A 5,864-nucleotide genomic window follows, 5' to 3' on the forward strand; every position below is an offset into this window, starting at 1 on the left:
CGCGCCAGTTCGGTTTCCGTCATTTGCCCCTCGTTTTCCCGCACGAAGCGGCGGAAGTAGTCATCGAGGGACAGGGTCTCGTCGCTGAACGCGGACGGGCTATCCTGCCCGTTGCCGGGTGGGTTGTCGATAGCCAGCAGCTGGGCGGTGATTTGTGCGCCGTCGGCAAGAATGACCGCACGTTCAATGACGTTTTCCAGCTCGCGCACGTTACCGGGCCAGCTGTGCCGGCGCAACCGTTCCATGGCCTCGGCGGTGAAACTCATGGGCGGGCGGTTGAGGCGCTGGCGCGTCTTGTCCAGCAACACCTCGGCGAGCTGGCGGATGTCCTCGCCGCGCTCGCGCAGCGGCGCCAGGCGGATCTCCATCACATGCAGGCGGTAATAGAGGTCGCCGCGGAATCTGCCGTCATTGACGCACTGTTGCAGGTCGCGGTGGGTGGCGGCGATGAGGCGTACGTTGACCTTGCGCGCCTGGGTGGAGCCGACGCGACGGATCTCGCCCTCCTGGATCACGCGCAGCAGGCGGGCCTGCGCCTCCAGTGGCAGTTCGCCGATTTCGTCCAGGAACAGGGTGCCGCCGTCAGCCGCTTCCACCAGGCCGCGGTGGGTGCCGACGGCGCCGGTGAAGGCGCCCTTTTCGTGGCCGAACAGTTCCGACTCGATGAGTCCGGCGGGGATGGCGGCGCAATTGACGGCGATGATCGGTGCGTCGCGCCGCATGCTTTGCTCATGCACCGCGCGCGCCACCAGTTCCTTGCCGGTGCCCGACTCGCCGAGGATCAGCACGGTGGCGTCGGTGGGCGCCACCTTGCGGATGCGCTCGAACACCTCCTGCATGGCGGGGCAGCACCCGATCATGCCGCCGGCAGGATAGGCGCGGGAGAGGTCCTGTTTGAGGGCGGCATTCTGGCGTTCCAGGGTGCTCCGCTTGAGGATGCGTTCGACCGTGAGCAGCATCTCGTCGTGATCGAAGGGCTTGGCGATGTAGTCCACCGCGCCCATCTGCATCGATTCCACCGCCGAGCGCACGCTGGCATAGCTGGTCATCACCAGCACGGGCACGCCCTGGGCCTTGCCGATGACGGCGGTGCCCGGCTCGCCCGGCAGGCGCAGGTCGGTAATGATGAGGTCGAAGTCGGTGAAGCCGTGCTGCTCCGCCTCGGCCACGGAGCCGGCTTCGCAGATCTCATAGCCGGCGCGTTGCAGCAGCCGGCGCAGCGAGGTGCGGATCACCGCTTCGTCTTCGATGATGAGGATCTGGCTCATGTGTTGCTGTCTTCTCTCTTGTCTTCGTCCTTCGTCCCGCGCAATTCATAGCGGGTGACGGGCAGGCGCAGGATCACCGAGGTGCCCTCGCCGGGGCGGCTGCGCAGGGTGACGCTGCCGGCGTGCTCGGCGACGATGTTGTAGACCATGGGCAGGCCGAGACCGGTGCCTTCACCCGGTTGTTTGGTGGTGAAGAACGGTTCGAACACCTGGTCCTGCAATTCCTCGGGGATGCCGCGGCCGTAGTCGGTTACCACCGTTTCTATGAAGCTGCCGTCGCTGCGCCCGCTCACCACCACGCGGTCGCCGGGCTGGGAGGCGTCGCAGGCATTGGTGAGCAGATTGACGAACACCTGAATCATGCGCTGGTGATCGCCATGCACGGTCAGTTCCGGTGCGCACTGATTGACGAATTCGATCTGCTTGCCGGCGTGGGACAGGCGCACCAGGCGCATGGCGTCCTCGATGCAGTCGTGCAGGTTGAACGGCGCCGGGGTATGGTCCACCGCGGTGCCGCTGTGACTGAAACTCACCAACGAGTGCACGATGTTGGTGATGCGCCGTGTCTGTTCCAGTATCTGCTCGATACTCTCTGCCACGAACTCCGGGTCGCCCTTGTCGTACAGCACGTTCTGCGCCAGGCAGGCGATGCCGGTGACGGGATTGCCGATCTCGTGGGCCACACCGGCGGCGAGGCGGCCGATGGAGGCGAGGCGTTCGCTGTGGGCCAGCTCCGACTCCAGCATGTGCAGGTCGGTGAGGTCCTCGATGAGGATCACGGTGCCGCCGCTGTGTGGCCGGCGCAGGGCGGCGTCGATGCCGGCCGGGTCTTCGATGGCGGCCTTGTGCAGGTTGAACACGCGGGCGCGCCCCTCACTGTTCACCTTCACCTTGCGCAGGTGCCGGTCCTGGGTGCGCAGGAAGCCACCGAATAGCCCCGCCCAGGGATCGGGCAGCTCGCGCAGTTGGCGGCCCACGGTCTGATAGTCCTCCAGGCCGGAGAGGGCGGCCATGGCCTGGTTCCAGGAGATCACCTCCAGGTCGGGGCTGACGGCGCACACGCCCAGCGGCAGATCGAGCAGTACCTGGCGGTGGTAACGGCGCAGGTTGTCCAGTTCGGCGGCGAGGCCGCGCAACTGCGAGCGCGACTCCTCCAGCCGCTGTTCGACGAAGCGCACGCTGGCGGCGAGGGCGTTGCGGGTGGTGGTGTCGGTGCGCAGGCGCTCGTCGACGATCATGCGCGCCAGCAGCGGCCCGACCAGACCGGACAGATTGCGCTCGATGCGCTCGCGCAGGCGGCGCAGTTCGGTCTGCCGCTCCTCGCCGGCCTCCAGGCCGAGGTCGGCCAGCGCCTGCGCCACTTCGCGCTCCGCCATCTCGGCGCCGGTGATCTGTGCCAGTTGTTCCTTGAACTGTTGCGGCGAGATGGCCAGCGGCACACCGGCTGGCGGCGTCATGCTCTCCTTGCAGCAGGCGCGTGCCGCCTCCTGTTCCGCATCCGTGGCGCGGGTGATGAGGGACACGCCGCCGAACAGCAGGGCGTTGACCGCCAGGGTCCAGAAGGTGGCGTGGCTCCACGGCTCGCCCTCCACGTGGCCCCAGCCGGCGAGCCAGGCCAGTGAGCCCGGCAGGATGCCGGAGCGTTCCAGCAGCGGCAGCACCAACAGCACCGCCCATACCGTACCGCCGCCGAGCAGGCCGCAGATGAAACCAGCGCGGGTGGCGCGGCGCCAGTACAGCAGGCCGACGATGCCGGGCAGGAACTGCGCCACGGCGACGAAGGAGATCAGGCCCAACTGCACCAAGCCCTGGTTATGTTCCAGCAGCAGGTAGAAGCCGTAGCCGGCAAGGATGATCACGGTGATCAGCACGCGCCGGCCCCACAGCAGCCAACGGTAGATGTCGGTCTGCGGCGACAGCCGCGGCGGGAAGCTGGCCGGTAGCACCAGATGGTTCATGCACATGGAGGCCAGTGCCAGTGTCTCCACGATCATCATGGCGGAGGCCGCCGACACACCGCCGAGGAAGGTGAGGACTGGCAGCAGCGAGGAATCACCGAACAGGGTGATGCCGAGCACGAAATAATCCGGTGAGGCGTCCGGCGTCAGACGCTGGCCAGCCCACAGGATCGGTGGGATGGAGAGATTGAGCAGCAGCAGAAACAGCGGAAACGCCCAGGCGGCAAAGTTCAGCGTGCGTGGCTCGATGTTCTCGGTAAATGTCATGTGGAACTGGCGCGGCAGCAGAAAGGCGGCGGCAAAGGCCAGCAGCAGCAGTGTCGCCCACGGTCCCTCGCGCACCGGCTGATACAGCTTGTTAATGGCCTCCGGGTGGGCCGCCAGCCAGGCCTCCATGTCACCGAAACCACCGAACACGCCGTAGACCGCGAACAGTCCCACCGACAGCAGCGCCAGCAGCTTGATCAGCGACTCGAAGGCGATGGCCACCACCAGCCCCTCGTGCTTTTCGCGCGCCGAACTGTGGCGCGCGCCGAACAGCACGGCAAACAGGATCAGGGTGATGCAGAAGCCCAGGGCAAGGAACAGTTGCGGCGTGGTGTCCTGGGTCAGCACCTGCAGCGACTCGGTCACCGCGCGCACCTGCAGGGCGAGGTAGGGCAGGATGCCCGCCAGCATGAACAGAGTCACCAGCACGCCCGCCAGCTGACTCTGGTAGCGGAAGGCGAACACATCGGCCAGCGAGGCGAGCTGGTATTCCCGCGTCAGCCGCAGGATCGGCTTGAGCAGCACCGGCGTGAGCAGAAACGCCACGGTGACGCCGAGATAGATGGTGAGGAAGCTGTAGCCCTGGGCCTGGGCGAAGCCGACGCTGCCGTAGAAACTCCACGAGGTGGCATAGACGCCGAGGGACAGGGTGTAGGTGAGCGGATGGCGCGCCAGCTTCGACGGCAGCCAGCCGCGTTCGGCGGCATAGGCGATGAGAAACAGCAACAGCAGGTAGCCGACACCCGCCAGAAACAGCTGCCACAACTCAAAGGTCATGGTGATCCCGTCGCGTACGTCGCTGCAGCCGGTACATGGCCGCAATCAGCCCCAGCCAGATGAGGTAGGGCAGATACCAGGGATTGCCGTCCGCCGCCCACCAGTTCAGCAGGGGCGAGGCGAGCAGGAACAGCGCCACCAGAAACAGGAGTACCACCCGGTCCAGTTGCCGTTCATTTTGCGGGGGAAGAGCCATCGGCGCAGCTTATCAGAAACGTTACGAAAGGTAACAGGTGGGATGGCCGTGGGAGTGCGAGATCGTGACTGACCATCGTTCCCACGCTCCGCGTGGGAACGCCGTTCAGGACGCTCCGCGTCCGCCGCGACGCAGAGCGTCGCAGGCTGCATTCCCACGCAGAGTGTGGGAACGATGAATACGCTCCGCGTGGGAACGATAAACCAATCAAGTCCACGGTATTGCCCGCAGCGCCGGAATCGCCGCGGCATTCCAATGTGCCACTGCCCAGCGCCACAGCGCGGCAATGTCGCCCTCCAGCAGCTCCGTCGGCGGCTGCTGGCCGAGGAAGGCCAGGGCCTGCCACAGCGGCGGCAGCGGGTTGTCCATGGGCAGGGCAGGGGCGAAGGTCTGCTTGGAGAGTTTTTCCCCGGCGGCGTTGACCGCCACCGGTAGGTGCAGGTAACGGGGGGTGGGCAGGCCGAGCAGGTGTTGCAGGTGGATCTGGCGCGGGGTGGAGTCGAGCAGGTCGCTGCCGCGCACGATGCGGGTGATGCCCTGGTCGGCGTCGTCCACTACCACGGCCAACTGGTAGGCCCACAGGCCATCGGCGCGGCGCACCACGAAATCGCCCACCTCGTGCTCCAGTGCCTGGTGCTGTGCGCCCTGCAGGCGATCGGTAAATTCGATCACCGACCCGTCAGTGCGGACGCGCAGCGCGCCGGGTCCGCTGACGGCATACCTCTCGCCGCGGCAGGTGCCGGGATACACGCCGGGGGCGAGATTGGCGGCCGCCGCCGCCTCCAGGGCTTCCCTGCGTGAACAGCGGCAGGCGTACAGTGCGCCGCTGTGCTGCAATTCATCCAAGGCGGCGTGATAGGCCTCATCGCGCCGGCTTTGATAGCGCACCGGCCCGTCCCACGTGAAACCGTAATGCTCCAGCGTACGCAGGATCAGGTCGGCGGCGCCGGCCACTTCGCGCGGTGGGTCGATGTCCTCCATGCGCACCAGCCACTGCCCGTCCTGCTGCCGTGCCTCCAGACAACTGGCCAGCGCCGCCAGCAGCGAACCGAAGTGCAGCGGACCGGTGGGCGAGGGAGCGAAGCGACCGATGTACATCAGATGCAAGCTACCAGTGACAAGTTACACGCCGAGGGCCAGTTCCCTCCCGGCCTCCCCGCAGCCGCGGGGGAGGAGTGGAGAGCCGCCACCGCAGGTTCGGTAGAGGAGAACACTCCCTCCCCATGGAATGGGGAGGGTTGGGGAGGGGGGCGTCGATGGGCACGCCCCCTCCCGGCCTCCCCGCAGTCGCGGGGGAGGAGAGAAGAGTCGCCACCGCAGCCGCGGGGGAGGAGTGGAGAGTTGCCACCGCAGTCGCGGGGGGGGGGGGGGGGGGGGGGGGAAAAAAAACTAGAGGGG

General features: G+C 66.9%; 4 protein-coding genes. All 4 read right to left on the reverse strand.

The features are described 5' to 3' along the window. A partial coding sequence (locus tag ACMV8A_RS15380; protein ID WP_495326765.1) for a sigma-54-dependent transcriptional regulator occupies positions 1–1,268 on the reverse strand: 1,268 nt, incomplete at its 3' end. Next, the gene (locus tag ACMV8A_RS15385; protein WP_495326766.1) at positions 1,265–4,270 is read right to left on the reverse strand and encodes a sensor histidine kinase; all 3,006 of its coding nucleotides are present in this window, start codon (positions 4,268–4,270) and stop codon (positions 1,265–1,267) included. The genes ACMV8A_RS15380 and ACMV8A_RS15385, both read right to left, overlap by 4 nt. Continuing rightward, positions 4,260–4,466, reverse strand: a complete 207-nt coding sequence (locus ACMV8A_RS15390) for a hypothetical protein (protein ID WP_495326767.1) — start codon at positions 4,464–4,466, stop codon at positions 4,260–4,262. Before ACMV8A_RS15390 ends, ACMV8A_RS15385 begins: the two co-directional genes overlap by 11 nt. 207 nt (positions 4,467–4,673) lie before the next feature. Further along, positions 4,674–5,564 carry a tRNA glutamyl-Q(34) synthetase GluQRS gene (gluQRS, locus tag ACMV8A_RS15395; protein WP_495326768.1) on the reverse strand — a complete coding sequence of 297 codons (891 nt, stop codon included), beginning with the start codon at positions 5,562–5,564 and terminating at the stop codon, positions 4,674–4,676. Positions 5,565–5,864 lie beyond the last annotated feature (300 nt).

Source organism: Sulfurivermis sp., from assembly GCF_059410345.1.